The sequence below is a fragment of the Qipengyuania xiapuensis genome, assembly GCF_019711395.1.
Classification (GTDB): domain Bacteria; phylum Pseudomonadota; class Alphaproteobacteria; order Sphingomonadales; family Sphingomonadaceae; genus Qipengyuania; species Qipengyuania xiapuensis.
This window is the reverse complement of the sequence record NZ_JAIGNL010000001.1, coordinates 749,571-775,903: the sequence shown is the minus strand read 5'-3', so window position 1 is coordinate 775,903 and position 26,333 is coordinate 749,571. Positions and strand designations below refer to the sequence as shown.

Here is a 26,333-nt window from a genome sequence, read left to right as displayed (position 1 = left end):
ATAGGAATTTTCACCAAGCCTTGGCAATCCCCGCCATGGGAAAAATCACCAATCTCCGCAAACGGCGCGGTTTTCTCCCGTTTTTCGAGTTTGGCACACTGCTTGCTGAACATGGGACAACAACAGTTTCAGTCCAGGGAGGACACCATGTACGACCGCAAGTTCTTCAGCACCCAACTCGGCAAGGCAGCCCTCGCCAGCATCGCAATGATGACGGCATTCGTCGCCTTGAGCTCACAGATTGCGGTTACCACCCCGATGCCGCTGGTGGCATCGATCGATCATGTGGAGATCGCGTGAGCAATTTCGATCCCCTCGGGCCGGAGCGTTCTACTCCCGACAGTCCCCCCCGCGCTTCATCGCGCAAGGACGCTTCGGCCCGCCCCAACCGCGTAACCTTGTCGCGGCTCGATAGCGAGGTAGAACGGCTCCGTCGTTCGCCGACGCCGACCAAGGACACAGGCCAGCGCGCCGCCGACTTTTTCTCTAGTGGAGCACCTTTGATGGGAATCTTCAGCCGTACCCGTGACATCATCGCGGCCAACTTCAATGACATGCTCGACAAGGCGGACGATCCGCAGAAGATGATCCGCATGATCATCCTCGAAATGGAGGAAACGCTGGTCGAGGTCCGCGCGAGTGCCGCACGCACCATCGCCGACCAGAAGGAAATGCACCGCCACACCGTCAAGCTGGACAAGCTCCAGGCAGACTGGGGCGAGAAGGCACAGCTCGCGCTGTCGAAGGACCGCGAAGACCTGGCCCGTGCAGCCCTGGTCGAGAAGAAAAAGGCCGGCGACATGGCCGACCAGCTCAAGCAGGAAATCGCAGTGCTCGACGATGCGCTGCGCGCCTACGAACAGGACATCCAGAAGCTGCAGAACCGCCTGCGCGAAGCCCGCAGCCGCCAGACCGCCATCGCGGCGCGTCTCGAGAGCGCGGAAAACCGTGTTAAACTGCGCACGCTGATGACCGAAGACCGGGTCGACGACGCGCTCAGCCGCTTCGACCAGCTCGAACGCCGCGTCGACTACGCCGAAGGCCGTGCCGACGCCCTCGCCATCACCGATGGCAAGGAAAAGCCCAGCCTCGCCGACGAAATCGCTGCCCTCGAAGGTGCCGATGCGATCGACGACGAACTTGAACAGATGAAGAAGGCGCTCGGTAAGGACAGCGCCAAGAAAGAGGACTGATCCGTGGACGAGATTTTTGCAATCGTATCGATTTTCATCGCGCTGCCGTGGATCATTCTCCACTACATCACGAAGTGGAAGACCTCGGCCACCATCACCACCGATGACGAAGCGCTGCTGGAGGAACTCTACAACCTCGCCAAGCGCCTCGATGACCGCATGGACACTGTCGAGCGCCTGGTCGCTTCCGATAACCCCGATTTCCGTCCCGCACGCCTCGTCCATGACAGCGAGCAGGACAACCAGCAGCTGCGCGAACTCGAACAGCTGATTTCCGAGAAGAAAGGAGCCTCGAAGTGAACTCCCCCCGTACGACCCTCTATCGCGACAAGAGCAATGCGAAGCTGATGGGCGTGTGCTCGGGCATCGCCGACTATACCGGCGTCGATGCCTTCTGGGTTCGCCTCGGCTTCCTCGGCCTGACGTTCATGACCGGCGGCTCGACCATCCCGTTCTACTTCCTCGCCGGCCTGCTGCTGAACAAGAAGCCCGCGCATCTCTATTCGGAGCCTGCCGAGCAGAAGTACTGGCAGGGCGTGCGCCAGAACCCGAAGCGCACCGCTCGCGAAATCCGCAGCCGCATGAAGGACATCGATCGCCGCCTGGCCGACGTCGAGACCTTCTACGTCAGCAACAACCCGCGCCTGAACGCCGAAATCGAGCGCCTGCGCTAAGCCGCGAAGAGGGGAGGAAAGACCATGGATCTGGCAATACTGATCCCGCTTGCACCCTTCATCATGGTTCTGGGCATCATCTACCTGGTGAACCAGCGCAAGCTCGAGGAAAAGCGCATCTCGGCCACCGCCGAAGCGAGTTCCGAAAAGGCCGCGCAATACGCCAGCCGGGTGCAGCAGCTCGAAGACCGAGTCCAGGTGCTGGAGCGCATCGTGACCGACAAGGGCTACGACGTTGCCACTCAGATCGAGGCGCTGCGTGACCAGCGCCAGGTCGAAGAAAAGGGCAGCGGCGTGCCGCTCGATATCAAACAGGGAGAAAAAGCATAATGGACTGGGGTGGCCCCTCCTTTGTCATCGCCATCGTGGCGCTCAGCACGGCTGGCTGGCTGATCAACAACTGGATCCGCGCCAAGCACGGCTACTCGCTCGAAGACGAGTGGGGCGGCAAGACCGAGCGCAGCGACAGCGCGGAAACCAAGCGCCTGCGCGAGGAAAACCGCGAACTGCATGACAAGCTCGACTCCATGCAGGACCGCATGATCGTGCTCGAGAAGATCGTCACCGATCGCGGCTACTCACTCAGCGACGAGATCGAAGCCCTGCGCGACACCGGCACCGGCGTGCCGCTCGATATCAAGACCTCGGAGAAGGCATGATGGAATTTCTTTCCGAAACCGCGATCATTGCAGGTGTTGCGATCATGACCGGCGGCTGGATCGTAAACACCTGGCTTCGGATCAAGAACGGCTACCCGCTGGAAAACAGCTGGGGCAAGGCCGTCTACCCGAAGAACGACCAGGCGGTGGAGCGCGTAAAGCTGCTCACCCAGGAAAACGCCGAACTGCGTGCCGAACTCGGTTCGCTCAAGGATCGCCTCGGCAATGTCGAGCGCATCGTGACCGACAGCGGCTACCACCTCACTAGCGAAATCGATCGCCTGCGTGACAAGTCGGAGGCAAACTGATGGACGCCGATCTTATACTCATTTTCGGGTTCATCCTGACCATCGCCAGCCTTGGCATGGTGACGGGCATCCTGATCCATCGCAGTCAGATCCGTGCCGACGAGCGCAAGCTCGAACTCAAGGCACAGATCGAGCAGGCACGCGCCGAACAGGCCCGCTTCCAGAAGGGCGACTACTCCAAGATGGAGGAGCGCCTCCGGGTACTCGAACGCATCGCGACCGACAGCAACCATGCGCTCGCCTCGCAGATTGACGAACTGCGCGCCCTCGACGCGGTCGAGGACAAGCGGGAGCCGGCATCGTGAGTGGATGGGCCATCGTCGCAGTCGTCGCCATCGTGGTGTGGGGCGTGGTCCAGATGGTCAAGGCCCGCCACCGCGCGGAGCGCGGCATCATCGTGGATGAGACCGGCAAGGAAAGCTTCGGCAATGCGCTACGCGATGCCGAGACCGAGCATGAAATCGAGGACCTGCGTGAGCGCATCAAGGTGCTCGAGCGTATCGCCACCGACGGCAACTCGCTCGATGCGCAGGAAACGAAGAGAATATCCGCCGAGATCGAGGCGCTGCGCGACAAGCAGCCCGGCAAAGGCGAATAGGGATAGGCACTGGTTCAAGGAGGACATGGGGAAATGTTCGAACCGACAATGATCATTGCAGCGGCAAGCCTGACCGGGCTGGTCATCGTGGCTGCCGCCATGCTGCGCGGCTGGCAGGGCTGGCTTGACCTCAAGCGGCGTGAGCTGGAAGAGCATTCCGGCCCGCGGCAGGAAGAAGGCTCGTCGATGGGCGCAGCGCGCATCGAGCTCGCCGACCTGAAAGAGCGCATCAAGAAGCTCGAGGCCATCGCCAGCGGGGTCGACCTGTGATCGAGCGCGGCGGTGAAGTCGCCAAGGTCGGGATCGGCATGGGCAGCGCGATCGCCATCGCGATCTCCTGGACCAAGAACCAGTCGATCCTCTGGGCCATATTTCACGGCTTTATCAGCTGGATTTACGTCATCTACCATGCATTTACCCGCCCCGGCGGGCTGATGGGCTGAGCCCGATGGACGCGGGCGCCGCGCACCGCTAGATGGCGCGGCCATGCGTTCTCTCTCCGATATCCAAGAAGAATACGAGTTCCTCGAAGGCGACGAGCGTTATCGCCTGCTGATCGAACTCGGCCGCGAGCTCGACGAGATGCCCGACGCGCTCAAGACCGACGCCACGCTGGTGCGCGGCTGCTCGGCCAGCGTCTGGGTCTATCCCACGGGCGATAGCGGCAAGCTCCATTTCCTCGCCGACAGCAACGCCGCGATTACCAAGGGCATCGTCGCGCTCGTGATCTCGGCCGTGCAGGACAAGGCCGCCGCGGAAGTTGCCGGCATGGACATCCACGCAGCGCTCGAGCCGTTCGACCTGAAGAACCAGCTTTCGAGCAACCGGACACAGGGCGTGCCCAACATGATCGCGCTGGTGAAGGATCACGCTGCCAGGATCGCGGCCAGCTGACATGAAGCGGACGGTCTACCGCGCCCTCGGCTTCATCAGCGTGGGCCTTGGCGCGATCGGGGCAGCGCTTCCGATCATGCCGACCGTCCCCTTCCTCCTGCTGGCGGTATACTTCTTCGCTCGCTCAAGCCCCGAGCTCGAGCAGAAGATCCTCGATCACCCGACTTGGGGCCCGCAGGTCCGCGACTGGACCGAGCGCCGCGCGATCAGCCGCCGCGCAAAGACAATGGCTATCGGTGCCATGGCAACCGGCGCGGTGGTGACCTACTTCACCCTCGGATACCCGTGGTACTGGATTTCCGTCGCCATCCTCGTGATTGCCGGCAGCTGGATCGCCACCCGCAACGAATAGCCGCTACCGCTGAAGCGGCCAGTCGACTGGCGATGGCAAATCGAGCGAGGCGCCGGCCTCGATCAGCCGGGCCTTGAAGCGCGGCGTGGCATCGAGATCGAAGCCGTTGCCGCAATGGCAGGTAACGATCCCGCTGTTTGCAAACCAGATCGGCCCGGCAGGCCGCGCATCGATCCGCGCCGCGTATTTATTGGCTGTCTCGCGGTCGCCCATGAGCGTCGCCACGTGCAACAGGGCAACGTCGGGGGCGCCCTGCTGCTGATATTTCTCGAATTGGTTTTCCAGCCCCTCGCGGTCGCCTTCGGCGGCAAGTATCCAAGTCTCCGCCTGCCCGTGATAATACGCTTGGGGGTCCATGCGATCGAGCACTTCGCGTGCATCTTCCGTACGGCCTGCTGCGACAAGCGCGAGCACATGGATACGGTGCATGGCTTCCGAATTGTCGCCCGACGTCTCTGCGATCTCGATCGCCTCGTCCACTTTCCCCGAATAGATCAGCATGGCGACGAGCGGTGTGCGGCTGGTGAGAGGGTCGCATTTCTGGAGGCGCCTTGAATAGTCGATGTATTCGTCGACCAGGCCCAGCCGGATGACCAGCCAGTCGTTGTAGCTCGTGAGCACGCTGCAGCCGCTTTCCTCCCGCAGCATACGCTCGACGATTTCGCGCGCATCCGACCAATCGTTCGAATACTGGATCGCCTGCTGGTCGAGCACGGCGTATGCCCAACGTGGCGCATTGGCGCGCGCGGCGGCCAGTCTGCGCTCGATCTCGAGCCGCGCTTCCTCAGCCACTTCGGGCCCACCCACGGGGAAGCCGATACTGTGATCGGTCAGCAAATGGCTGAAGCGGTCAATCGCCGCGACCTGCGCGTTCCAGAACCGTGGTTCAAGTGCGAAGGCACGGTCGAAATACTCGTTAGCCTCGGCAAGGTTTTCGTATGTCGCGCCCTGGTTGTGCACCTTGCCGAACAGCTCCATGCCGCGTGCGAAAAGTGCATAGGCCTCGGGATTGTCGATACCCGCCTCGGCCATCCGTGACCGCTTGTCGCCATCGAGCAGGACGCCGAGAGCTTCGGCTGCACGCTCGGCTATTTCCGATTGCACCGCCAGGATGTCGGAGCCGGTCACATCATAGGTATCGCTCCATAGCTGGCTACCGTCTTCCGCACGGACGAGTTGCGCGGTCACCCGCCAGTCATTGCCATTCCTGCGCACCGTACCGTCGACGAGGTGGGTGACGCCGAGCTGCTTCGCCACCTCCCCGACCGGCAGGTCGGTGCCGGCAAGCTGGAAACTCGAGGACCGTGCGGTGACCCTGAGTTCCGCGAGTGCGCTGAGCCGGTTGAGGATTTCCTCGGCAACGCCTTCCGCGAAGTACTTGTCGTCCTCGTCGTCGGACAGCGACCGGAAGGGAAGGACGGCGACGCCGGTCTGCTCGCTTGCCTGTTCGCTGGCCAGGGCCTCGCTGTCGCTGGACCGGTTGGTCCACCAGAAGCCCGCGGCAACCACAACGAGAGCCATGGCTACCATCAGTATGGCGATCGCCCTGTTGGCCGCCGGTCGTTCGACTTCTGGGGCGGGCGTTCCCGGCAGGCTCGTGAGCCTGTGACCCAAAGCGCGCAGCAGGTCCGAGTGTCCCCGCTCGTCGGTCATGTCGATCGCATGGATCTGCTTGAAACCTATCGGAGGAGGCGTCCCGTCGAGGCTCGTCGCGACCAGCTTGCCCGCTTCGAGACCTATTCCGGCCTCGTCGCGAACCCAGCGCGATGCGACACCGTCCTTGGACCAGAGGACAAGCACGACCTGGGCTTCTTCCAGCCGGCGTTCGATCTCTGCAGCAAATTCCGATCCGCCATCGATATGGCGATCCCACCAGACCGAATATCCGGCAGCCTCGATCTCGGCAGCCAGCCGCTCGGCCTGCTCCCGGTCGGCCCGCGCATAGGAAAGGAAGACATCCCCCATTGCGGGCAATGTGCCATCAATTTCACGCTTGTCCAATAACGCAAACGTATAGGCCGCGCGGAGTGGCCGCGAGGAGCGCTAAACGGCCGTCTTTTCGGAACCCAGACCCGGTCAAGCCGTTGATAAGCCATACGACGGGAGGGCTGACGAAAGGACACTCTCCATGGCAATTCTGATTCTGATCGCGACCATCCTGCTTCCCCCGCTCGGCGTTGCTGCCAAGCACGGACTTGGTGGTACGACGCTGCTGAATCTCGTGCTGACCCTGCTCGGATTCATTCCGGGCCTGATCCACGGTCTTTACGTGAACTACGCCAGGTAAGGCGGCGACAGATTAATCGAGTTCGGCCGGGGCCGGGACCGTTTCAGCGGTCTCGGCCTCTTCCGTTTCGGCCATGCCCTGCTCGCGTTGCATTTCGAACGTGCCGTTCATGTCGAGCAGGCTCCAGACGCCGGTTACCTCCAGCCCGTCGCTCGATATCTGGCCGACGTAATCGACCGGGTTTTCATAGCCGCGGGGCGCATCGAAATAGACCTTGGTGAAATCGACCGAGCGGGCCGTCCGGTGACCGGAAATCTCGGCCTCGATCGTCGCAGTCGGGCGAAAGATGTCGGGCTCGATCACCGAGCCTGAGAACCTGCCCGAGGTTTCGGATATCCTGACGCGGAAAGGCGTCGTCGCCTCGCCGCCCGGATAGGAAAAGCTGCCGTCCCAGTCCCCTGTCAGGTCGAGCGGATCGGCGATGTGATCAGGCCCCGGCGCTGTCGCGAACGACCGCTTCGCCCGCTTCGCGCTGACGTTTGAGTTCGGCTTTCAGCTTGGCAGGGTCCTGCGCGAAGACGAAACCGAAGCTTACGCCGCCTTCCTTGCCGATGGTGGCATGGTGCAGCTTGTGGGCCTGGACCAGGCGCTTCGCGTAGCCCTTCTTGGGCACCCATTTGAAATAGCGCTGATGGACCAGCCCGTCGTGCACCAGCGTGTAGATGACGCCGTAGAACAGGATGCCGAGCCCGATCCAGGTCGCTGGCCACCAGGCACTCGCACCAAGAACCCATTCGCTGCCGAGCGCAAACATCGAAATGCTCATCGCGGCACCGACGATCGCGTAGAGGTCGTTCTTTTCGAGCACATTGTCGTGCGGCTCGTGATGGTCGCGGTGCCATCCCCAGCCGAAGCCGTGCATGATGTACTTGTGGCTCGCCCACGCCACCCATTCCATGGCAGCGACGGTCGCAAGGACAATCAGGATCGGTGCGATGATTTCCATGGTCGCAATATAGGCGCTGCACAGGGGCAGCGCAAAGCCTGACTAGGCGTCGGGCGATGTCTTGCGCGTATCGATACCGAAATAGTCGCGTGCCACTTCGCGGCTGATCCGCGCGGGCATATGGCTTTTCGCATCAAGGCAGCACCACATGCTCTTCACCTCGGCGAGAACATCCTCTCCGCGGCGAATCACCGTGTTGTAGAAGCTGCGCGCGCCCTTGATCTTCTCGAGAACTGTCTCTGCGATCACCTCGTCGTCGAGGAAGGCGGGCTTGCGATAGGTGATCTCGTGCTTGAGCGCGACCCAGGCCTTGCTCGCCACTTCCTCTGCCGGCGCGAGTTTCTGCCAGTGCGCAAGGACAGTGTCCTGCACCCAGTTGAGATAGCGCGCATTGTTCACGTGCCCCATGAAATCGATATCCGCGGGCAGGACTTTGATCGGAAAAGAGAATGGCTTTGCTGACATGAGTGTAAGTAAAGCATAGAAAGATGAAGTTTGGAAGACTCTGGATTTGCCTTTTTGCGCCTGTCCCAAAGTGAGGCCAAACCACGCCCATGGCGAGCAAACCGCGCACACTTTACGAGAAGATCTGGGACGCCCACGTGGTCGAACGACAGGACGATGGCACCTGTCTCGTCTATATCGACCGGCACCTGGTTCACGAAGTCACCAGTCCGCAGGCATTCGAGGCGCTGCGCCTCGCTGGACGCAAGGTCAGGCGCCCGGACCTGACGCTGGCAGTCCCGGACCACAATCTCCCCACGACCGCGCGAAAGGCCCCGGACGGTTCGCGCCTGCCGATCGAGGACAAGCAGAGCGCGGCGCAGCTCGCCGCTCTTGAACGCAATGCGCCCTCTTTCGGTATCGACTATATAGACGCGGTCGCGCCCGAGCAGGGCATCGTCCATGTCGTCGGGCCCGAACAAGGCTTCTCGCTTCCCGGTGCGACTATTGTATGCGGCGACAGCCACACCGCGGCGCATGGCGGGATCGGCGCGCTGGCTTTCGGCATCGGCACGAGCGAAGTCGAGCATGTACTCGCCACGCAGACGCTATTGTTGCGGCCTTCGAGGACCATGGAAGTCCGCGTCGAGGGCGAACTCGGCCCGGGCGTCACGCCCAAGGACCTCATCCTCCACATCATCGGCGTGATCGGCACCGCGGGCGGTACAGGCCACGTCATCGAATATCGCGGCAAGGTCTTCGAGCGCATGAGCGTCGAGGGCCGCCTGACCGTGTGCAACATGAGCATCGAGGGCGGCGCGCGCGCCGGTTTGATCGCGCCCGACGATGTGGTCTTCGACTACCTGAAAGGGCGCCCTTACGCGCCGAGCGGTGAAGCATGGGGCAAGGCGGTCGCATGGTGGCGATCGCTCGCGACCGATCCCGGTGCGAGCTTCGACAAGTCCGTCGTGATCGACGCCGCCGACGTCGAGCCGACGGTTAGCTGGGGTACCAGCCCGGAAGACGTGGTCGCGATCGGCGGCAGCGTCCCCTCGCCCGAGAGTTTCTCGGATCCCTCCAAACAGGAAGCGGCCCGCAAGAGCCTCGATTACATGGGCCTCGCCCCCGGCACTCCGCTGGAAGAGGTCGAGGTCGAGAACATCTTCATCGGCTCTTGCACCAACAGCCGGATCGAAGACCTGCGCGCAGCGGCCGAGATCCTCAAGGGCCGCAAGAAAGCGGCGAATGTGCGCTGGGCCATCGCCGTGCCGGGCTCGGGCCTCGTCAAGCTGCAAGCCGAGGAAGAGGGGCTCGACCGCATTTTCACCGAGGCCGGTTTCGAATGGCGCGAACCGGGTTGTTCGGCCTGCCTCGCGATGAACCCCGACAAGGTCCCGCCGGGCGAACGCTGTGCATCGACCTCCAACCGTAATTTCGTCGGGCGCCAGGGGCCGGGCTCGCGCACCCATTTGCTCAGCCCCGCCATGGCCGCTGCCGCCGCGGTAACCGGTCGGCTCACCGATGTTCGCAAGTTGATGAGCGAGTGACCTCTTGCCCTTGCCCGCGTCAAATCCCATGAGGGGGTCATGACCAAACTACCCAAAGGCAAGGCCGCCATCGCAGGAGCCATCGGCTCCGCCGCCATCGCCGCCGCGCTGCTCTATGCGAACAAGCGCCGCGAAAAGAAGAACAAACCCACGCAGCCCGGGCCGATCCCCTCGGGTGAGAAGCCGGAGACTGATTGATGGACAAGGTATCGACGATTTCCGGCCGGGCGATCCCGCTGGGCCTCAAGAACGTCGATACCGATGTCATCATTCCCGCGCACTGGCTCAAAACGGTCAGCCGCGAAGGGCTCGGCAAGGGCGCCTTCGAGACGATCCGCGCGGCCCCGGGAAATCCCTTCGATGTCGAGGACTTCGCCGGCGCCCCGATCCTGATCGCGGGCGACAATTTCGGTTGTGGTTCGAGCCGTGAACACGCGGCTTGGGCCATGCTCGACATGGGACTGACCGCAGTCATCGCGCCGAGCTTCTCGGACATATTTTCGGGCAATGCGTTCAAGAACGGCATCCTCGCGGTCGAACTGTCGCAGGAGCAGGTCGACCGCCTGCTCGAAGTCGCGAAAGAGCACCCGATTACCATCGATCTGGAAAACCAGGTCGTCACCACGCCATTCCAGGATCGCTTCGGATTCGAAATCGATCCTTTCCGCAAGCATTGCCTGCTCAACGGCCTCGACGAGATCGGGCTGACGCTCGAGCGCGACGAGACTATCGAAACCCACGAAAAACAGCGCGCCGGAAGCCTCCCATGGCTCGATGCGCCCAGAAAACACCGGAGAGAACCCGCATGAAAGCTGTCCTGTCGAAAGAAACCGGCGGCCCCGAAACCCTCGTTGTCGAGGACATCGAAGCCCCCACGCCCGGCAAGGGCGAAGTCCTGATCGACGTGGCAGCCTGCGCGATCAACTTTCCCGACACGCTGATCATCCGCGACATGTACCAGTTCAAGCCCCCGCGCCCCTTCGCGCCGGGCGGCGAGATCTCGGGCACGATCGAGGCGCTGGGCGAAGGCGTCGAAGGCTTCGCGGTCGGCGACAAGGTGATCTGCGGCGTCGGCAATGGCGGCCTGCAGGAAAAGGTCGCGGTAGCCGCCGCGCGCCTGTTCAAGGTGCCTGAAGGCATCGACCTCGTGCAGGCATCGGCGCTGCTGATGACCTATGGCACCACGATCCATGGCCTCAAGGACCGCGGCGACATCAAGGAGGGCGAGACCGTTCTCGTGCTGGGCGCTGCAGGCGGCGTGGGCCTTTCGGCTGTCGAACTCGCCAAGGCCTATGGCTGCCGCGTTGTCGCTGCCGTCTCGACCGAGGAAAAAGGCGAGGTCGCGAAGAAGGCCGGTGCCGACGAGGTCGTGATCTACCCGCGCGCGCCCTTCGACAAGGACACCTCCAAGCAGCTGGCCAACGACTTCAAGGCTGCCGTCGGCCCCAATGGTGCGGACATCGTCTACGACATCGTGGGCGGCGACTATTCCGAGCCTGCCCTGCGCTCGATCGCCTGGGAGGGCCGCTTCCTCGTGATCGGCTTCCCGGCAGGTATCGCCAAGATGCCGCTCAACCTCACCCTGCTGAAAAGCTGCGACATTCGCGGCGTCTTCTGGGGTGCGTTCACCGCGCGCGAGCCGGAGCGCAACAACCAGAACATCGCCGAGCTGTTCGATCTGTGGAAGGCGGGCAAGATCAACCCGCTGGTCAGCGAGACCTACCCGCTCGAGCGCGCACATGAAGCCATCGCCAAGCTGGAGAACCGCGGCGCGATCGGAAAACTTGTCGTCACGATGGACTAATCCGTCGCCATACCCTTGCCGCTATGCCGTGTGATGCCTATTCGGCAGGGCAACCAACCTCCAAGGGGACAGGACATGACCGACTTCAAGGACCGCGAACGCGGCGAAGAAACCAAATACGCTTTCGACCAGGAAACCGAATTCAAGATCGCTGCGCGCCGCAATCGCCTGCTTGGCGAATGGGCCGCTGGTCTCATGGGCCTGACCGAAGAGGAAACCGACGCTTACAAGAAAGCGGTCGTGCAGGCCGATTTCGAGGAAGCAGGTGACGAGGACGTGATCCGCAAGCTGCTCGGCGACCTTACCGCTGCCGAATGCGATGTCAGCGAAGCCGACATCCGCGCGAAGCTGGAAGAATGCGCCGTCGAAGCGCGTCGCCAGTTCATGAGCGACCAGAAGTAACCCGTCATGCCGATGCCAGCCGAAGACATCGTCGCGCTGATCGAGGCCGCGCTTCCCGGCGCGGTGGTCGAAATGCGCGACCTTGCGGGCGACAACGATCACTGGGCGGCCAAGGTCACCGCGCCGCAATTCGCCGGCAAGACCCGCGTCGCCCAGCACAAGATGGTCTACGAAGCGCTGGGTGAACGCATGGGCGGTGAACTCCACGCCTTGCAACTGACCACGCAAGCACCCAACTGACAGCCAGACATTTTCGCTAAAGCAAAGGCAGGACACCCATGTCCGACGTAAACTCGCGCATTTCCGACATCGTTGGCAGCAACGACGTCGTTCTCTTCATGAAGGGCACCCCGCTCTTCCCCCAGTGCGGCTTCTCCAGCCGTGCAGTTGCCATCCTCGACCATTGCGGCGTCGCCTACGACAGCGTCGACGTGCTGCAGGACATGGAAATCCGCCAGGGCATCAAGGCCTATTCGGACTGGCCGACCATTCCCCAGCTCTATGTGAAGGGCGAATTCCTCGGCGGCAGCGACATCATGATGGAGATGTTCGAGGCCGGCGAACTCCAGCAGCTGATGGACGAAAAGCAGGTCGCCAAGGCCGAAGGCTAATACTCAGCCCAACCAGAAACGGGAAAGGCCCGCCCGGGGGACTGCCGGGCGGGCCTTTTTTGTTCGTTCGGGGAGGCGGACCGGGAGACCAGGAGGGTCCGCCTCTCGAAGACTAATGGGACGCAGAAGGATATGCACGCCGCGTGCCAAAAAGGCCGATGCCGCACGCTGCCTGTCTTGCGGTGGTTAACGCCAACTTTCCGCGTCCGGCTTTTGTAAAAATTCCCGACAGAAGGCGTTAACCTTCTCGTGCTTGGCATTCGCGCGCAATCGCGCCACACAGGTCCTCATGACGATTAACCCTGGCGACAGTCCCGAAGGCATTCCCGCAGCTACCGTCGTGATCTTCCGCAGAGGGCCGGACAATGGCCCTCCGGAAGTCCTCATGACGATCCGGTCCCGCGACATGGTTTTCGCAGGCGGCATGGCCGTTTTCCCGGGAGGGCGCGTCGATCCGGCCGATTTCGATCTCGGCGCGATGATGGGCGGTTCGCTAGAGCCCGACGAAGCGGCCCACCAGATCGCCGTCGTGCGCGAAACACTCGAGGAAACCGGCCTCGTCATCGGTCTTTCGGGAGAGATCGACGCCGAGAAGGCCCGCGCGGCGCGCCGCTATCTGCTCGAGACAGGCGATCTGGCAAGCGTTCTAGATCATTTCGACTGGTCGCTCGATCTCGACCAGCTGACGCCCTTCGCGCGCTGGTTTCCCAAGAACGAGAACATTCCGCGCGTCTACGACACCCGCTTCTACATCGCGGACCTTGGCACCGGGGCAGTCGAGATAGAGGCCGACCTGTCCGAGAACACCCACCTGTTCTGGAGCACCGCGCAGGGTGCGCTCGATGCGGCAGAGCGCGGCGACATCAAGCTGATCTTCCCCACCCGCCGCAATCTCGAACGGCTCGCCCTGTTCGACGACTTCGCCGCTGCCAAGGAACAGGCCGATCGCATCCCCGTGCGCACCATCACGCCCTTCATGGGCGAACGCGAGGGCAAGAGCTGGCTCGAGATCGGCGAAGACCTGGGATATCCGGTGACCGGTGAGCCGCTCGACACCGTCGCACGCGGTTAGTGCCAACTGCCCCCAAGCATTGAAGCGATAGGGCGAAAAGATGGCGCGCCCGGCAGGACTCGAACCTGCTGCCTCAAGATTAGAAGTCTCGCGCTCTATCCAGATGAGCTACGGGCGCGCGCCAGCGTCGCCATAACGCGGCTTTGCGCGAGCGCCAATCAAGGATAGGCAGCGCGCTATGGAAAAGCCCGAGAGCCACGCCGTGCCGCAAGGACACCGTTTCCGCTATTACGATCTCGTGATGGCGGCATTCGTCACCATCCTGCTGCTGTCCAACCTGATCGGTGCGTCCAAGCCGAGTTATGTCGACCTGCCGGTCATCGGCCAGTGGTCCTTCGGGGCAGGCGTGCTGTTCTTCCCCGTGAGCTACATCATCGGCGACATCCTGACCGAGGTCTATGGCTATGCCCGCGCGCGGCGGGTCATCTGGACCGGGTTTGCCGCGCTGCTCTTCATGGCCTTTATGGCCTGGGTGGTGGTGCAATTGCCGCCTGCCGAAGGCTGGCCGGGGCAGGAATCCTACGAGTTCGTCTTCGGCAACAGCTGGCGCATCGTGCTTGCCTCGATGGTCGCCTTCTGGGCGGGCGAATTCGCCAACAGCTTCGTGCTCGCCAAGATGAAAGTGTGGACGCAGGGCAAGCACCTGTGGATGCGCACGATCGGCTCGACGGTAGTCGGACAGGGGCTCGACAGCCTGATCTTCTATCCGCTCGCCTTCTGGGGCCTTGCCGGCTGGCCGGTCGAGCTTCTTTGGCAGGTGGTCCTCTCCCAGTGGCTCATCAAGACGGCCTGGGAGGCCCTGCTGACGCCGGTGACCTATCTCGTGGTCGGCAAGCTTAAGCAGACAGAGCAGGTCGAGATCTTCGACACCGACACCGATTTCTCGCCCTTCGCCACGAGCCGCGGCGACACATAGGAGCGGGCAAGAAAAAAGGGGCGGCCCGAAAGCCGCCCCTTCCTCTCCCCTTTTGAGATCCAAGCGGATTAGAACTTGGCACCCACCGCGATGCCGTAGCGCCGCGGGTCGAGAGTGAAGATGTTGCTGAACAGGCCCGAGCTCGCGTCGGTGACGTAGAGGCCGGTCACCGAGTCAGAGTCGAAGATGTTCTGGACCCAGCCGCGAACGTACCAGTTTTCGTCGGCGCTATTGAGCTGGATCTGGGCATTCGCCTGGACGAACGGCTCGATGCGGTTGACCGGTCCGTTGAACACGTTGCCGTACTGCTCGCCGGTGAAGGCGATGTCGAAACGCGGGACCAGCGTCATGCCGTTGTCGAACTCGGCCGTGTACTGGACACCCAGCGAGGCCTTCATCTCAGGTGCCTGAGGCAGCTTGTTGCCCTTCAGGTTGACCTGGACACCCGGGCTCAGGACCTGAACCCCGCCGAACAGGGCGCCGATCGCAGTCGCCTGCGCATCGAGGGCGCTACAGATGCTGAAGGCACCGGTCGAGGCGATGCCGCCATCGCTCGGGAATGCGGTCGGCCCCTGGAGACCAAGACCGCCATTCACGGCTGCCACGAAGGCATTCGCCCCTGCACCAGTGACTGCGCAAAGCGCGCCATTGGTGATGTCCTTGATGATCACGGCGTCGGGGTCACCGCCGCCCGGATCACGCGGATTGGAGAAGAACTGGTCGCCAGCAACCTCGGCATTGAGGAACGAGACGTTCATGTTGACCAGCCAGTTGTAGTCCGGCCGGATGATCGTTTCGAACTCGAGACCCCAGATATCGGCGTCGATGGTGTCGTTGACCGAGGTACGCGCGATAATGCGGCTCAGCTGAAGATCCTTGTACTTGTAGTAGAAGGCCGTCGCGTTGAACTGCAGCGCACCGTCGAGGAACGAGTTCTTCGAACCGATTTCGAAGGCGTCGATCGACTCCGGACCGAAGCTGTCCGGCACTGCGAAGATCGGTTGCAGCGGCGGGTTGATACCGCCGGATTTGTAACCGCGCGAATAGGACGCATAGAGATGGTTGTCGGGTGACAGCTCGTAATCGACCACGAAGCGGCCGGTTATCTCGTCGAATGCGACATTGCGTTCCTGGACATCCTGCAGACCCGCAGTGCCCGGATCGGCATCGAACGGTCCGAAAGGCCCGTTCGGATAGAGCGGGTTCGCGGTCGGATCGAATGGATCGCCGTCGTTGGCATAGGGGTTGAAGAAGCTCAGCAGCGTCGAACGCGCCCTGATCGACTTGGTGTCGTCATTGTAGCGCAGGCCTGCCGTGATCTTCAGCCTGTCGGTCACGTCGATGTAGGCTTCACCGAAGATACCGAAGCTTTCGAGCTCGAAGTCCTGCGTGTTGTTGCGGAAGAACGAGGTGCCGCCATAGGCAGGCGGCAGACCGCCGCCGAAGCTGATCAGCGAGCCGATCACACCGGTAACGTAGTCGATCGCAAATGCGTTCACGAAGTAGCTGTTCTCCAGCACCTTCGAATTTGCGTAGATCCCGCCGAGCAGGAAGTTGAACGAGCCGTCGAAATCGGAAGAAACGATTGCTTCGACCGAGTAGCTCTCGTTCTCCTGGTTCGAGCGGTCGAACTGCGTGCCGTCAGGCGTACAGACCGAGAAGCCTTCGAAGGCGCCGCGGTTGTCCAGCCTGGTGTCGGAAACGCAGAGGTTGCCTGAACTGTCGAAAAGGGCGTCCACGATCGGCTGGAAATACGGCTCGAGGCCGGGAACCGCGCCGGCGGCATAGGCCTGGATGGTACCGAAGGCCGCAACCTGGTTGGGAATTTCACCCACGCCCAGGTTGTAGTCCTGCCGGGAATCGACGCTGGTTTCCTGGTAGGTACCGGTCAGGCTCAGGTTGATATCGCCGAAGCTGTGCTCGAGATGGGCCTGAAGCTGCAGTTCGTCGGAATAGTATTCCGGAGTGAACTGGGTGTTCACCTTGCGAACGTCGGCCGGTTCCTGGAAGTTGGCGTAGGCATCGGGGCCGTAGAGGCTGTTGAGCCCGAGGTTGTTCACCAGCGGTCCGAATGCGCCCAGCGCGATGTTGAAGAATTCCTGCGAACCGAGCGTACCGGTAAAGGTCGAGTTCGAGTTGGTTTTCGCAAAGTCGCGCCTGTTGTTGAGACAGCCCAGGACGCCGGTAGGATCGCGCTGACACAGCTGCTTCTGAATGCGGAGACGGTTGTCATCCTCTTCGAAGTAGTAGCCCATCAGGTCGAGAGTGGTGTCCGGACCCGGTTCGAAGCGTAGCGAACCACGGATCGCGAACATTTCGCGGTCGTCGATATCGTTGCCGTCGTAAAGGTTCTCCGTGTAACCGTCACGGTCGAGCCAGAAGCCAGCGACACGCAGGCCGATCGAGTCACCGATCGGCAGGTTGATCATGCCCTTGGCCTTCATCGAGTTGTAGTTGCCGTACTCGAGATCAGCCGAGGCCGAGAAGCCCGACAAATCGGGCTTGGCGGTCACGACGTTGACCACGCCCGAGGTCGCGTTGCGGCCGAACAGGGTGCCCTGCGGACCGCGCAGCACTTCGACGCGCTCGAGATCGAAATACTCGGTCTCGAAGAGACGCGTTCCGAACAGGGGTGCGGAGTTGAGGTGGATAGCTGTCGCGCTGTCGCAGGAGACGCCGACGCAAAGATCGCCGATACCGCGGATGGTGAAGCTTGATGCCGTGAAGTTGGACTTGGTGAAAGAGACGTTCGGCAGCGTCAGCTGAAGGTCGCTGGCGTTTTCGATCTGCTGTGCCTCGAGTGCCTCGGTGTCGAATGCGCTCACCGCGATCGGCACTTCCTGGAGGCTCTGCGCCTGGCGCTGAGCGGTCACGATAATGACGCGTTCGGTGGTCGTTTCTTCTGCGATGCCGGATTCGTCACTGTCTCCGGTGACATCCTGCGCATAGGCAGGAACGGCAATCGCACCGGCACAGATACCGGCCATCAGGGAAGCCCTGATCCTCATAATCCCTCTCCTCTCCGATGGCCTTCTCTATGGAGGCCTGCGCGGGAGGCTATCACACATTCGTATGCGCGCAAGTTTTCACGCATGAATCTTGCGCAAAACGGGCCTTTCGCGATGCTATGTTGCAGTGCAGCAATTTCACGAAATGCAATTGACGTTACGGCATGGCCGAAAGCCAGAGGGTGCCGCTACGGCACGCGTCAGAGATGTCAAATGAGGTCGGCGCTCTGTGCGATCTGGGAAATGCCGCGCTTGCCGCTCGAATCGCGGCTCAGCTGCACGACGACATCGATCACGCTTGCCGCGTAAGCGATGGTATCCGCACGCGTCAGGCCGATGCCGGTCTGCATGACCATCAGCGACAATTGTTCGAGCGCCCCGCTCAGGCTGTTGGCGTGGATCGTCGAGAAGCTGCCGGGGTGGCCGGTGTTGATGGCGCGCAGGAAGCTGACGCTTTCCGCGCCGCGCAGTTCGCCCAGCACGATCCGGTCGGGTCTGAGGCGTAGTGCCGCCTGAAGCAGCTCGTTGGCGGTCACCTTGGCTTCGCCCAGTTCGCCCTTGACCGCGACGAGGCCGACGCCGTTCTTGCCCGGCAGCTTGAGCTCGGGCGTATCCTCGACGAGCACGACGCGCTCATGCTTCGGGATTTCGCCAAGCATGGCATTGAGGAATGTGGTCTTGCCGGTGCTGGTACCACCCGAGACAAGGATCGTCTTGCGCTGACGAATGGCCTCGCGAAGGAAGGCGACCGGTTCGGCCTGCGGATCGGGCATCGGCGCTGCCGCGCCCTTGCCGAGCGGGCCGGAATCATAAGCATCGAGCGGCAGGTCGAGGCGGCGATGGCGACGGATCGCCATGGCCCAGTGCTTGCGCGCGGCAGGCGGGCCGCAGAACTGGACGCGAGCGCCATCGGGAAGCGTGGCGCCGAGCAGCGGGTGTTCGCGGTTGATGCCCTGGTGGCTGACACGCGCGACCTGCTCGGCAAGCCGCTGGATCAGCCGGTCATCGATGTCGGGCCGCTCTATGCGCTGCATCCCGCCGGCGGCTGCATCTTCCACCCAGACCTCGCCCGGCTTGTTGACGAGGATTTCGGTAACGGTGTCGCGCTCGAGCCATTCGGCGAAGGGCTTGAGATAGGCATCGAGATAGACGCTGCGCTCGCCGTGAAGGTCGACGTTCGGCGCATCCTCTTCCGGATGGTCGTCCGGCAGGAAAGGATGGATATCGGCGCTCACGTCTCTTCCGCCTGCCTTAGTTGACGCGCGAGAAGTCGAGGTCGCGGGCAGTAAAGATACGGATCGGTTCGCCGATCTTCACCCGGACCGTGGGACTGCGTTCGCCATCCTGCTGGGCTGCGGTAGCGGCAGCCGACTGGCTCGCCCCGCCCAGCACGATGCCGCCTGCTCCGCCGGTCGCGATGGTGCCGAGGCCGCCGACGACCGACAGCAGCAGCGCCGAACCGAAGCGGTTGAAAAAGCCGTTGCCGGACACCTTGCCCGCGAGGCCTGTCGTGCCGTCGAAGCCGATGGCGGGGGATGCGAGATTGACCGATGCACCGTCCGGACGGATCAGGCGGGTCCAGATGACATAGGCGCGCTTCTGGCCGTTCTGCATGCCCGACTGGTACTGGCCGATGAGGCGGCTCGAACGCGGCACGAGGATGCGCGAACCATCGAAGCTGCGCACATCCTGGCTCACCACGGCGCGGACATAGCCGGGCACGTTGGTATCGATCGCGGTCTCGAGGATTGCGGGGATGAGCGTACCCTGCGTGACAGTGGTCGAGGGATTGGTCATCGCCTTGGCCTGCGCCGGAGCGCCGCCGACGCCGCCGACGCGGCTGGCGAAATCGGTCGCCGAGTTGCCGGTGGCTTCACCTGCTGCTGCAGCGACGCCATCGGCGGTCGGATCGACGAGGCCGACAGCAGAGCCGGCATCGAAGACGACAGTCGGATTGTTGAACGGATTGCCGGCCGGCACCGCCTCGGGCGATGCAGCAAGAACGGGCGCCGGTGCCATTACCGGCGCCTCGGCCGCTTGCTGGACGGGTTCCGCAACGGGCGGCTGAACCGGCGCCACGATGGGCACCGGCGCCGCGACATCGGGATTGCCGATGCCTTCGGTTGCCGGCGTGCGCGCGGCGTTCATGCTCCAGAGAGTCACCGCGCCAAGACCTGCAACGATGGCGATGCCCGCCACCATGCCGAGCGCATCGCTCTTACCGCCGGGGCGTGCTACCGCCGGGAAGGCGTTGCGCTGCGCGAGATCGATGACCTCCGCATCACTCTCGTCACGCGGATCGATGTCGTTTGCGACACCCTTGGTCGAAGTCTTCAGGGCACTGCGCATCAGCTTTCTCCCTTCTGGGCAAGCGACGTATCGCCGAGGTTGCGGCTTTCGGTACTCCGCACTGGTCCGGAATTGACCAGCGTGGCACTTTCCTCGCCCGACCGCAGGATGATCGAGCGCGGCACGCCGTCGATGACGACAGTGTCGCCGCGAACGGTGTAGTTGACCGGTCCTTCAGCGCCCTTGGCATTGGTGACGAGGATGGCCGGCACGTCGCGGCCATTGGTCCAGGTGAGGAAGGTCGCTTCGCCGTCGTCGAAGGCACGTTCGGGCAGGAGTGCCTCGTTACCCTCGCCGTTCCAGGCGAAGTTGAGATCGGCCGGATCGACCGAAGCGAACGGATCTTCCGGCGCAGCGGGTTCCGCCTGCGCCAGCTCGGCCTTGCGGGCTTCCTCCTCCGGATCGACCGGATAGTCGAAGCGCAGCACGTAGACCGGCTTCGCATTCGGGCTGGCCACGAGGTCGAAGAGGTAGGTGCGCTTGCTGGTGACGACCGTGAGGTTGGTCGCGGCGCGAACTTCGAGCGGCTTCACGAAAAGGATGTTGGCCCGCTTGTTGGGCGTCACTTGCCAGGTCTGCGAATTGCCGATGGCGACATTCTCGATCACCTCGTCTTCACCGAAGACGATGCTGGCCTGTACGTTCACGCGCCCGGGCAGCGTGACCACAGAGTACTCGTCATAGACGACTTCCTGCAGGCGCGGATCGGCCTGTGCCGGGACCGCAAGGACAGCGAGCGCGAGCGCGGGAATCAGCGCGCGTTTCATGACTTTTTCTCCGTAGAAGCATCGAGGCTGCGCGGCGGGGCGGACTTGAAGCGACTGCCGATCCCTGCCGTGCGGCTGGGCCCGCTGCTAGCGGGCGAGAGCTGAGCGCCACCTGAAGCGGTGGCATAGACCTTGGTGGCGCGCGAACCTTCGCCGCCCGCGCCGCTGTCGTTCGCGGCCGAGCCGGTCGAAAGCGCCGAGACGTCGATGCGGCGCGCCTGGTCGCTGGCCTGCGTCGCCGCCTGCGCCTGCACGAGCGGTTGCTGCTGGTTCGTGACGATGGGAGCCGAAGCGGGCTCGGTAGCCTTGCCGCCGTCTTCCTTCGAAGGGACGAGGCCGAACACGGTCCAGCCCGAAACCATCGCGCCTGCGACCTTGAAGACGATCACCATCAGCGCGACGTGCACCGCGCCGATCATGAAGAATGCCATGCCGGCCTGCGCAGGGACAACCCCCGGCTGCTGGGTCAGGGCCGAAAGGATCGGGACGGAAAGCTCGAGCATGATGGAGCCGCCCAGCACCGCGAAGAGCGGTGCGAGCGCGCACATGACCAGGCCCTTGAGCCAGCCCGTAAACAGGCCGCGCGTACCGTTGAACAGCGCGAGGACCACGAAGATCGGGCCGAGCGCCACGAGGATACCGAGCGCGATCTTGGTCGTGACCAGCAGGCCGACCGTCCCGAGCATGAACAGCATGGCGCCGAGCCACATGAGGCCGTGCGGCGAGAATGCCGAGAAGTCGGAATTGTTGCCGCTGGCTTCCTGTATCGCGATGAAGACCACGTCGATCTTCTGAGCGAAGACGTCCGTCGCCGAGCCCTGCGTGCCGGTCAGGATGCCGGCGAGGTAGTCGGGCGTGCCGACGAAGATGTTCCATACGACGCTCTGGTATGCGACCCAGCTGGTGGCGAAGGTCAGCACGAGGCCGAGCGTCATCATGCGCGGGATCAGCGCGCGAACGCCGATATTGGTGCGGCCCGTCAGCAGCAGGTAGCCGAAGATCGCGACGTAAAGCGTGAGAAGGATCGTGAGCGTCGTGCCAAGCGCGCCGCCGGGTGCAAACAGCTTGCCGAAGGCAGCCGCGCTCGCTTCACCGGCAACGCAATCGACGCCGCGCAGTGCTGCTGCGACGCCGTTGCCTACCTGTTCGGTGACCTGCTGGCAGTTCGCGCTGGTCATTCCGCAGCCAGTCCGATCTCGATATCGTCATTGGCCTCGTTCGCCCCGCCCGGCCACGCGGTGCCGGTGAGCGCGGGGAACCAGTCGGCGGGCGCATCGCCCATCGCCTGGCGCAGGGTGTCGAGGCGGCGGACCGAGCTTTCACGGCCCGAAAGCAGCGTGAGCACTTCAGGCGCACCCGAAAGGTCGAGACGCACGACGACGCTCGCATCGGGCTGGCGCACGAGGAAGCAGCGGCTGTGCGCGGGCAACGTACGGATCAGCGCCAGCTCGTGGCTGGTGAGGCCGAAGCCGTCGCAGTAATCTTCGGGCCGTGCACGCGAGTTGGGCATGAAGACCATCGTCGCGGTCTGTTCGACCAGCGCGGTAGAGATGCGGCTTTCGAGGGCATCGCGCGCGCTCTGCGTGGCGAAACCGACCAGCGCATTGCGCTTACGCAGCGTCTTCAGCCAGTCGCGAATGCGTGCGGCAAAGACCTCGTCGTCGAGCGCCTTCCACCCCTCGTCGATGAGGATCATGGTCGGCTTGCCGTCCAGACGCTCCTCGATGCGGTGGAAGAGATACATCATGGTCGGAGTGCGCAGCTTGGGGTTTTCGAGCAGCGCGGTCATGTCGAAGCCGAGCACGCGGGCATCGAGATCGAGCTTGTCTTGCGGGTTGTCGAACAGCCAGGCGTTCTCGCCCCCTTCACCATTATCGGCGCCGATCCATGCGCCGAGGCGGTCCGCAAGATCGCCAGGCATCGGACGACGGCTGCCCGAAAGCAGTTCCTTGAAGTGACGCAGGCGGCGCAGCGAAGCATCGTTCGCATAGGCAGCATCGACCGCATGTGCGATCGTCGCCTCCTCCTCCGGACCATTGGCCTTGAGCAGCACGCCCAGCCAGTCGCGCAGGAAGGCGCGGTTGGTCGGCGTATCTTCGAGCGCCATCGGGTTGAAGCCGGTAGGGTGGCCTGCACGGATGCTGTCGTAGCGCCCGCCGATGCCGCGCACGAACAGCTCTGCACCGCGATCCTTGTCGAACAGGATCGTGCGGGGCGCGAACTTCTGCGCCTGCGCGGCGAGGAAGTTCATCACCACCGTCTTACCCGAACCCGAGGGACCGATGACCGAGAAGTTGCCGAGGTCGCCGTGGTGGAAATTGAAGAAGAACGGCGTCGCGCTGGTGGTTTCCAGCAGTGTGACCGCGTCGCCCCAGTGATTGTCATAGGCCTGGCCGAGCGCGAAGCCGTGCAGGCTTCCAAAGCTTGCCATGTTCGCGCTGGAGATCAGCGCGCGGCGTACGAGATACCCTTCATTGCCGGGGAACTGGCCCCAGAACGCAGGCTCGAGATTGGTATCTTCGCGCACGGCGATCGCGCCAGTGTCCGCGAGCGCGGCGGCACAAGCGGCAGTTGCATCGTCGAGGCGGCCGAGGTCGCGTTCCTTGACCATGACGGTGAGGTGGTGGTCGCCGAAACCGACGGCACCCGCACCAAGTTCGTCACGCGCGGCCATCATGTCTGCGCGTTCGGCGGCGGCTTCTTCGTCCGCGCTCTTCAGGCGGCGGATCGCGAGGTCCATGCGTTCACGTGCGGTCTGGCGTTCGGTCGGCGCATAGCTTTCCGACACGATCATCTCGAACGGGAGACGCAGCAGGCCGTCGAGCAGACCGGGAGTGGTTGCTTCCGGGTAGTCCTTGAGGCCGAGGATGGCGGCGAAATCGGGCGAGCCCGAACCGCGCTGCTCGATCGCGTCGAGGCCGAAGCTCACGCGGCGATAGGGCAGCATCATGCCGAGATCGACATCTTCGCTCGGCTTGCGCACCGGGCGCATCTCGCCGTTGTAGAGCGCGGAGAGCAGCTCGAGCATTTCCGAATTCACATTGCCCTGCGGCCCCGTGTATTCTCCGAGCACGCTCGCCCCGTAGGACTGGAGCGAGGCGACGAGGCCTTGCGCTGCGGCACGCAGTGAACGCAGGTCCTTGGGATCGGCTTCGAGCCGGTCCTTCTGGCGGCGCAGCGTCTTGCCGACACGCTCGACAAGTCCGGCCTTGCCGCGTGCCGGGCGGCGGATCAGCGTGATGAACTGGTCGTTCACGAACAGCTGGCCCGAACCAAGGCGCTCCTTCCAGCGCGCATCGATATGGCGGCTGATCGGATCGGGGAAGGTGCCATCGAGCTCGACCGACACGCGGCGGCGGATGACGTGGTGATAGAGCACGAAGCGCGCATCGAGCGTCGAGCGGAGCATGACCTCGCGCGTCGCCGCATGGGCATTGAGCGCCTCGCTATCCTCGGTCTCGAACAGGAGGCCGGGGACCTGGATGGCGGTCATCACGCTGCCGTCGCGCAGCAGCACTGTGTTCTCGTCGACCAGCCGCGCATAGGGCAGGCGGTCGCCGGCACGGGCTTCCTTCGAACTCCAGGCGGCAGGGCCGATCCATTTGCCGTTACGCGGCATAACTGTTGCACCCCCAATGCTTGTAGTTCTTCACGCGGGGGCACTTCGAGACCTTGGTGATCCAGAGGTCGAAGATGCGCGGCTCGCGAAGGCATGCGAAGTAGCCGACACCGTGCATGACGAGCGCTGCGAACAGCGCCCAGAAACTGCCGGTGATCAGGAATATCTCGGTCGTCACCACCCCGTTGATGATGAAATAGTTGAACGTCACGCCCGCAAACATCTGCGGACGCGTGAGCGCTCTGTGGACGGGGTGGCGAACGAGGGCGGTCATCTTATGCGGCAACCTGCTGGATGCCGGCGACGATCGATGCCGCGCCGAAGAGGATGAAAACGCCGATGATCACGGTGGCGCCGAAGCGCCAGTTCAGCCGGCCGGTCAGCATCATGAAGCCGACGGCAGCCACGGCCATGACGGCAACTGCAGTGGCGACGTTGCCGAGCAGCGTTCCCTGCAGCCAGCCGAGCGCATTGACGATCGGGCCCGAACCAGCCGGATCGTTGGTCTGCACCTGCGCCATCGCGGCGGTAGGACTTGCAAGGGCCAGGATGACGGCCAGCTTTGCGAAAAGCGATTTCAAGTTTTCTTACTCCCGTGAGTGATCTGCGAGCCGCCCCATGATCGAGGCGACGTAATTCTGAGTTTCGCGGATACGCGGGATCCCCCCCGCACGTTCGACCCGTCCGGGTCCCGCATTATAGGCAGCCAGCGCCTTTTCCAAATCGCCGTCGAAACGGTCGAGCTGTTCGCGCAGGTACCGCGCACCGCCTTCGAGGTTGGCGAAGGGGTCGCGCGGGTCCACGCCAAGGTCGCGCGCAGTGCCCGGCATGAGCTGGGCAAGACCCTGCGCCCCGACCGGGGAAACCGCATCATGCCGCCAGCGGCTCTCCTGCCAGACCATCGCTTCGATGAGCGAGGCGCTGAGGTCGTACTTGGCCGAAAGCTCGGCGACCTTGGCCTGGTAGGCTGCCGGCACGCCGCGAGCATGGTTTGCCGGATCCGATGCGATCGCGTCCGGTACGTAAATCTCTGCCGGAACGTCCTCTACCGGAGCGGCAAATGTGCTTGCAGGAGGCTGGACAGCAGCAATGGCAGTGCCCCCGCCGGCCTTCCAGCGTGCACCGTCATCGTCGATCTCAATTACATCCGCCTTCGCCGGGAAGGCGGCCAGCGCGGTGCAAATCAATCCCGTCACCAACGCCGGGTGTGTGCGAATCATGTCGTACACCCTCCGTGCGGCCCCAATGGCCTTCATACATGACAGTAGGGTGACGTAAGCATGAATATGGTTAATTTGCCCCTAAATGGCGCAAATAAAGCCCGCACCACCGAAAGGCGATGCGGGCCAAGGGGGCTATAGGCCCGGTGGCGGTCGCTAATTAGCGGCTCGCGAGCGCTGCGTGTTTCTGGAAATCACCGCTTTCGAGCATGGCGAGGCCGCGGCGTCCGAGAACCCGCGAATCCACCCATTCTCCGGTCGAAGTCTCCAGATCGTAACGCTCCGCATTGCGGGCCGCGGCACTGAAGCGAACACGGGCTTCTTCATAATCGCCCAGGCGCGCGAGAGCGATGCCGTGATTGATCTGGCGAGCGGGATCGCGGTGCGAGGACTTCTCGCATTCCTCGATCGCGGCAAGCGCTTCGTGATCGTGACCGGCGATCAGCTCTTCATAGCCGATATCGAATTCCGTTTCGGGTGCGGTGACGACAAGGGCGGAGCGGTCGGCGACAACCAGAAGGGTGGCAGCTGCGAGCAAGGACATTGGCATTTTCTCCCAAACTTATGGGCTCGAAATACCTCGCCGGAAAACCGACTGCAACAAAACCGTCACATTGTCACAAAATTGCAATCTACGGTCTTCGCGACAAAGCTGTTGAAACT

37 protein-coding genes and 1 tRNA gene are annotated in these 26,333 nt (G+C 63.1%); 23 read left to right on the top strand and 15 right to left on the bottom strand.

Annotated elements, in window-relative coordinates; all coding sequences use genetic code 11:
• Positions 1-147 precede the first annotated feature (147 nt).
• From K3163_RS03895 to K3163_RS03835, 13 genes are all read left to right on the top strand, one after another.
• Positions 148-300, top strand: a complete 153-nt coding sequence (locus K3163_RS03895) for a hypothetical protein (RefSeq protein WP_221429118.1) — start codon at positions 148-150, stop codon at positions 298-300.
• 98 nt (positions 301-398) lie between these two features.
• Positions 399-1,193, top strand: a complete 795-nt coding sequence (gene pspA / locus K3163_RS03890) for a phage shock protein PspA (RefSeq protein ID WP_221429459.1) — start codon at positions 399-401, stop codon at positions 1,191-1,193.
• A 3-nt stretch (positions 1,194-1,196) separates the two neighbouring features.
• A complete protein-coding gene (pspB, locus tag K3163_RS03885; RefSeq protein ID WP_221429119.1) occupies positions 1,197-1,493 on the top strand; it encodes an envelope stress response membrane protein PspB in 297 nt (98 codons plus the stop codon).
• Positions 1,490-1,867: an envelope stress response membrane protein PspC gene (gene pspC / locus K3163_RS03880; protein WP_221429120.1), complete on the top strand. Its 378-nt coding sequence runs from the start codon at positions 1,490-1,492 to the stop codon at positions 1,865-1,867. Before pspB ends, pspC begins: the two co-directional genes overlap by 4 nt.
• A 24-nt stretch (positions 1,868-1,891) precedes the next feature.
• On the top strand, positions 1,892-2,197 hold the full coding sequence (locus K3163_RS03875) for a phage shock protein B (protein WP_221429121.1): 306 nt from the start codon (positions 1,892-1,894) through the stop codon (positions 2,195-2,197).
• Positions 2,197-2,526 (top strand): hypothetical protein, encoded by a 330-nt coding sequence (locus tag K3163_RS03870; protein WP_221552541.1) that lies wholly within the window; start codon positions 2,197-2,199, stop codon positions 2,524-2,526. The genes K3163_RS03875 and K3163_RS03870 overlap by 1 nt, the downstream gene beginning before the upstream one ends.
• Positions 2,526-2,834 carry a hypothetical protein gene (locus K3163_RS03865; protein ID WP_221429460.1) on the top strand — a complete coding sequence of 103 codons (309 nt, stop codon included), beginning with the start codon at positions 2,526-2,528 and terminating at the stop codon, positions 2,832-2,834. Before K3163_RS03870 ends, K3163_RS03865 begins: the two co-directional genes overlap by 1 nt.
• Complete coding sequence (locus K3163_RS03860) at positions 2,834-3,139, top strand: hypothetical protein (RefSeq protein ID WP_221552539.1); 306 nt, start codon at positions 2,834-2,836, stop codon at positions 3,137-3,139. The genes K3163_RS03865 and K3163_RS03860 overlap by 1 nt, the downstream gene beginning before the upstream one ends.
• On the top strand, positions 3,136-3,432 hold the full coding sequence (locus K3163_RS03855) for a hypothetical protein (RefSeq protein ID WP_221429124.1): 297 nt from the start codon (positions 3,136-3,138) through the stop codon (positions 3,430-3,432). Before K3163_RS03860 ends, K3163_RS03855 begins: the two co-directional genes overlap by 4 nt.
• Positions 3,433-3,465: 33 nt before the next feature.
• Positions 3,466-3,702, top strand: a complete 237-nt coding sequence (locus tag K3163_RS03850) for a hypothetical protein (RefSeq protein ID WP_221429125.1) — start codon at positions 3,466-3,468, stop codon at positions 3,700-3,702.
• The gene (locus K3163_RS03845; RefSeq protein WP_221429568.1) at positions 3,699-3,875 is read left to right on the top strand and encodes a hypothetical protein; all 177 of its coding nucleotides are present in this window, start codon (positions 3,699-3,701) and stop codon (positions 3,873-3,875) included. Before K3163_RS03850 ends, K3163_RS03845 begins: the two co-directional genes overlap by 4 nt.
• Positions 3,876-3,918: 43 nt before the next feature.
• Positions 3,919-4,326: a SufE family protein gene (locus K3163_RS03840; RefSeq protein ID WP_221552537.1), complete on the top strand. Its 408-nt coding sequence runs from the start codon at positions 3,919-3,921 to the stop codon at positions 4,324-4,326.
• A gap of 1 nt (position 4,327) precedes the next feature.
• Complete coding sequence (locus K3163_RS03835; RefSeq protein WP_221429127.1) at positions 4,328-4,678, top strand: YbaN family protein; 351 nt, start codon at positions 4,328-4,330, stop codon at positions 4,676-4,678.
• Positions 4,679-4,681: 3 nt separating this feature from the next.
• Here the strand turns inward: K3163_RS03835 and K3163_RS03830 are convergent, their stop codons facing one another.
• Positions 4,682-6,643 carry a TIR domain-containing protein gene (locus K3163_RS03830; protein ID WP_221552535.1) on the bottom strand — a complete coding sequence of 654 codons (1,962 nt, stop codon included), beginning with the start codon at positions 6,641-6,643 and terminating at the stop codon, positions 4,682-4,684.
• A gap of 163 nt (positions 6,644-6,806) precedes the next feature.
• Between K3163_RS03830 and K3163_RS03825 the strand changes: the two genes are divergently transcribed.
• Positions 6,807-6,965 (top strand): YqaE/Pmp3 family membrane protein, encoded by a 159-nt coding sequence (locus K3163_RS03825; RefSeq protein WP_160608000.1) that lies wholly within the window; start codon positions 6,807-6,809, stop codon positions 6,963-6,965.
• A 12-nt stretch (positions 6,966-6,977) separates the two neighbouring features.
• Here the strand turns inward: K3163_RS03825 and K3163_RS03820 are convergent, their stop codons facing one another.
• The 3 genes from K3163_RS03820 to K3163_RS03810 all read right to left on the bottom strand — a co-directional run bounded on the left by K3163_RS03820 (position 6,978) and on the right by K3163_RS03810 (position 8,376).
• Entirely contained in the window at positions 6,978-7,268 is a 291-nt protein-coding gene (locus K3163_RS03820; RefSeq protein WP_221552525.1) for a hypothetical protein, read from the bottom strand.
• A gap of 124 nt (positions 7,269-7,392) precedes the next feature.
• Entirely contained in the window at positions 7,393-7,911 is a 519-nt protein-coding gene (locus tag K3163_RS03815; RefSeq protein ID WP_221552522.1) for a sterol desaturase family protein, read from the bottom strand.
• Positions 7,912-7,953: 42 nt separating this feature from the next.
• Positions 7,954-8,376, bottom strand: coding sequence for an acyl-CoA thioesterase (locus tag K3163_RS03810; protein WP_221429131.1), 423 nt, complete (start codon positions 8,374-8,376; stop codon positions 7,954-7,956).
• An 89-nt stretch (positions 8,377-8,465) separates the two neighbouring features.
• On the opposite strand from K3163_RS03810, the gene leuC reads away from it, so the two are divergent.
• The 8 genes from leuC to K3163_RS03770 all read left to right on the top strand — a co-directional run bounded on the left by leuC (position 8,466) and on the right by K3163_RS03770 (position 13,791).
• Positions 8,466-9,902 (top strand): 3-isopropylmalate dehydratase large subunit, encoded by a 1,437-nt coding sequence (leuC, locus tag K3163_RS03805; protein ID WP_221552514.1) that lies wholly within the window; start codon positions 8,466-8,468, stop codon positions 9,900-9,902.
• 39 nt (positions 9,903-9,941) lie between these two features.
• Entirely contained in the window at positions 9,942-10,100 is a 159-nt protein-coding gene (locus K3163_RS03800) for an isopropylmalate isomerase (RefSeq protein WP_221429133.1), read from the top strand.
• Positions 10,100-10,711 (top strand): 3-isopropylmalate dehydratase small subunit, encoded by a 612-nt coding sequence (leuD, locus tag K3163_RS03795; RefSeq protein ID WP_221552512.1) that lies wholly within the window; start codon positions 10,100-10,102, stop codon positions 10,709-10,711. Before K3163_RS03800 ends, leuD begins: the two co-directional genes overlap by 1 nt.
• Positions 10,708-11,706 carry an NADPH:quinone oxidoreductase family protein gene (locus tag K3163_RS03790; protein WP_221552496.1) on the top strand — a complete coding sequence of 333 codons (999 nt, stop codon included), beginning with the start codon at positions 10,708-10,710 and terminating at the stop codon, positions 11,704-11,706. Before leuD ends, K3163_RS03790 begins: the two co-directional genes overlap by 4 nt.
• A 75-nt stretch (positions 11,707-11,781) precedes the next feature.
• Complete coding sequence (locus tag K3163_RS03785; RefSeq protein WP_221429136.1) at positions 11,782-12,108, top strand: DUF1476 domain-containing protein; 327 nt, start codon at positions 11,782-11,784, stop codon at positions 12,106-12,108.
• Positions 12,109-12,114: 6 nt separating this feature from the next.
• Positions 12,115-12,348 (top strand): BolA/IbaG family iron-sulfur metabolism protein, encoded by a 234-nt coding sequence (locus K3163_RS03780; RefSeq protein WP_221429137.1) that lies wholly within the window; start codon positions 12,115-12,117, stop codon positions 12,346-12,348.
• A gap of 38 nt (positions 12,349-12,386) precedes the next feature.
• Entirely contained in the window at positions 12,387-12,719 is a 333-nt protein-coding gene (gene grxD, locus K3163_RS03775) for a Grx4 family monothiol glutaredoxin (RefSeq protein ID WP_221429138.1), read from the top strand.
• Positions 12,720-13,008: 289 nt separating this feature from the next.
• Positions 13,009-13,791, top strand: coding sequence for an NUDIX hydrolase (locus tag K3163_RS03770; protein WP_221552487.1), 783 nt, complete (start codon positions 13,009-13,011; stop codon positions 13,789-13,791).
• A 41-nt stretch (positions 13,792-13,832) separates the two neighbouring features.
• On the opposite strand, the gene K3163_RS03765 is transcribed toward K3163_RS03770, so the two are convergent.
• Positions 13,833-13,909, bottom strand: a tRNA-Arg gene (locus K3163_RS03765).
• 60 nt (positions 13,910-13,969) lie between these two features.
• Between K3163_RS03765 and K3163_RS03760 the strand changes: the two genes are divergently transcribed.
• Complete coding sequence (locus K3163_RS03760; RefSeq protein WP_221552485.1) at positions 13,970-14,707, top strand: queuosine precursor transporter; 738 nt, start codon at positions 13,970-13,972, stop codon at positions 14,705-14,707.
• A gap of 68 nt (positions 14,708-14,775) precedes the next feature.
• Here the strand turns inward: K3163_RS03760 and K3163_RS03755 are convergent, their stop codons facing one another.
• The 10 genes from K3163_RS03755 to K3163_RS03710 all read right to left on the bottom strand — a co-directional run bounded on the left by K3163_RS03755 (position 14,776) and on the right by K3163_RS03710 (position 26,214).
• Positions 14,776-17,694, bottom strand: coding sequence for a TonB-dependent receptor (locus K3163_RS03755; protein WP_247712450.1), 2,919 nt, complete (start codon positions 17,692-17,694; stop codon positions 14,776-14,778).
• 230 nt (positions 17,695-17,924) lie between these two features.
• On the bottom strand, positions 17,925-18,950 hold the full coding sequence (gene virB11 / locus K3163_RS03750; RefSeq protein WP_221552480.1) for a P-type DNA transfer ATPase VirB11: 1,026 nt from the start codon (positions 18,948-18,950) through the stop codon (positions 17,925-17,927).
• Between the two features lie 16 nt (positions 18,951-18,966).
• Positions 18,967-20,064 (bottom strand): TrbI/VirB10 family protein, encoded by a 1,098-nt coding sequence (locus K3163_RS03745; protein ID WP_221429143.1) that lies wholly within the window; start codon positions 20,062-20,064, stop codon positions 18,967-18,969.
• Complete coding sequence (locus K3163_RS03740) at positions 20,064-20,831, bottom strand: TrbG/VirB9 family P-type conjugative transfer protein (RefSeq protein WP_221429144.1); 768 nt, start codon at positions 20,829-20,831, stop codon at positions 20,064-20,066. The genes K3163_RS03745 and K3163_RS03740 overlap by 1 nt, the downstream gene beginning before the upstream one ends.
• Positions 20,828-22,009 (bottom strand): TrbL/VirB6 family protein, encoded by a 1,182-nt coding sequence (locus K3163_RS03735; protein WP_221552462.1) that lies wholly within the window; start codon positions 22,007-22,009, stop codon positions 20,828-20,830. Before K3163_RS03735 ends, K3163_RS03740 begins: the two co-directional genes overlap by 4 nt.
• Complete coding sequence (locus K3163_RS03730) at positions 22,006-24,450, bottom strand: VirB4 family type IV secretion/conjugal transfer ATPase (protein WP_221552459.1); 2,445 nt, start codon at positions 24,448-24,450, stop codon at positions 22,006-22,008. The genes K3163_RS03735 and K3163_RS03730 overlap by 4 nt, the downstream gene beginning before the upstream one ends.
• A complete protein-coding gene (locus K3163_RS03725; protein ID WP_221429147.1) occupies positions 24,440-24,724 on the bottom strand; it encodes a VirB3 family type IV secretion system protein in 285 nt (94 codons plus the stop codon). The genes K3163_RS03730 and K3163_RS03725 overlap by 11 nt, the downstream gene beginning before the upstream one ends.
• 1 nt (position 24,725) lies before the next feature.
• Positions 24,726-25,031: a TrbC/VirB2 family protein gene (locus K3163_RS03720; protein ID WP_221429148.1), complete on the bottom strand. Its 306-nt coding sequence runs from the start codon at positions 25,029-25,031 to the stop codon at positions 24,726-24,728.
• 6 nt (positions 25,032-25,037) lie between these two features.
• Entirely contained in the window at positions 25,038-25,670 is a 633-nt protein-coding gene (locus K3163_RS03715) for a lytic transglycosylase domain-containing protein (protein WP_221552450.1), read from the bottom strand.
• Between the two features lie 160 nt (positions 25,671-25,830).
• Positions 25,831-26,214 carry a hypothetical protein gene (locus K3163_RS03710; protein ID WP_221552446.1) on the bottom strand — a complete coding sequence of 128 codons (384 nt, stop codon included), beginning with the start codon at positions 26,212-26,214 and terminating at the stop codon, positions 25,831-25,833.
• Between the last annotated feature and the right edge of the window lie 119 nt (positions 26,215-26,333).